This is a genomic window from Streptomyces sp. NPDC048496 (assembly GCF_043200055.1).
Lineage (GTDB): Bacteria > Actinomycetota > Actinomycetes > Streptomycetales > Streptomycetaceae > Streptomyces.
In genome coordinates this window covers 1-1,421 of record NZ_JBICXB010000139.1, presented here as the reverse complement: position 1 = coordinate 1,421, position 1,421 = coordinate 1, and the positions used below count along the sequence as shown (strand labels likewise).

1 protein-coding gene is annotated in these 1,421 nt (G+C 70.2%); it reads left to right on the top strand.

Features of this window, described 5'->3' with window-relative positions:
• The first annotated feature begins 187 nt into the window (after window positions 1-187).
• On the top strand, window positions 188-1,402 hold the full coding sequence (locus tag ACGFSA_RS35175; RefSeq protein ID WP_393310257.1) for an IS110 family transposase: 1,215 nt from the start codon (window positions 188-190) through the stop codon (window positions 1,400-1,402).
• Window positions 1,403-1,421: the final 19 nt, after the last annotated feature.

The following is a 1,421-nucleotide window of genomic DNA, read 5'->3' as shown; positions in this document are numbered from 1 at the left end:
GGCTCCACCACTGACTGACGCCCTGCTGGGCTGTCCTCCGGTTGTTCTGTCCGGCTGCCGGGACCCGTTCTTCATGGCTCCGGCCAGGTGGAACATGACCTGATAGGAGCTTGGTCAGAAGCCCCCTCAATGTCCTGTCTGTCCCACCCGGCCGGGTGCCACCTCCGGCTAGGAAGGCACCTTCAGCATGACAGCAGCGGGCACGACGGACACAGCGCACGAGACCGTGTACGGCGGAGTGGACTCCCACAAGGACACGATCCACGTGGCGGTCGTCACCGACCAGGGCGGCCACGTCGCCGACACCGAGTTCCCCACCACGACTGCCGGCTTCGCCGCGGCCATCGCTTTCCTGAACGCCCACGGCATCGTGGCCGCTGCCGGAGTGGAGGGAACCTCCTCCTACGGCCTCGGGTTCACCCGCGCCGCCCGCCAAGCGGGCCTGACGGTGGTGGAGGTCAACCGGCCCGACAAGGCCGAACGCCGCCGGATCGGCAAGTCCGACCCGATCGACGCCTACGCGGCCGCCCGCGCCGCCCTGTCCGGACGGGCGGCAGCCGCGCCGAAGGACGACACCGTCAGCGGCATACGCGCCCTCCACAACGCGGCCCGGTCCGCGATCAAGGCCCGCACCGCCACGCTGAACCAGATCGGGCACATCCTCATCACCGCCCCGGACGGCATCCGCGCCAAATACCGTGCCCTGCACGGCAAGACACAGACCGACGCCCTCGCCCGCCTGCGTCCCACCGGCGACCAGCTGCATGTCGCCGTGCTGACCGCGCTGAAGAGCCTCGCCCGGCGCGTCCAGGCCCTCACCATCGAGCACGACGCACTCACCGCGGCACTGGACGCAGCCGTCACCGAGCAGAATCCGGGCCTGCGCGCCGCCTACGGTGTCGGCCCCGACACAGCGGCCCAGCTCCTGATCACCGCCGGCGGCAACCCTGAACGCCTGCGCACCGAGGCATCCTTCGCAGCCCTGTGCGGCGCCGCCCCCGTCCCCGCCTCCAGCGGCAAAACCAACCGCCACCGTCTCTCCCGGGGCGGCGACCGCGCCGCCAACGCCGCTCTCTACCGGATAACCCTCGTACGGATGGCGAGCGACGGCCGCACCCGCGACTACGTGGCCCGGCAGACCGAAGCCGGACGGACCAAGAAGGAGATCATCCGACTCCTCAAACGCGCCATCGCCCGGGAAGTCTTCCGCTGTCTCACCACAGCGGTGGCCGTCCCCGCCATCGCCGACTTGCGACCCGCGCGCCAGGCCAAGAACATCACCCTCACCACCGTCGCCCACCACTTCGGCGTCTGGCCCGCAGTCATCTCCTGCATCGAACGCGGCACCCGCCGCGACGACACCCTCGCCAACGCCTACCGCGACTGGCTAACCGCCGCTTGACAGCCAATAGGAGCATCAA

Excerpts from the sequence above, each read along its gene's own strand:
- ACGFSA_RS35175 (WP_393310257.1), top strand. The coding sequence starts at position 188 with ATGACAGCAGCGGGCACGACGGACACAGCGCACGAGACCGTGTACGGC.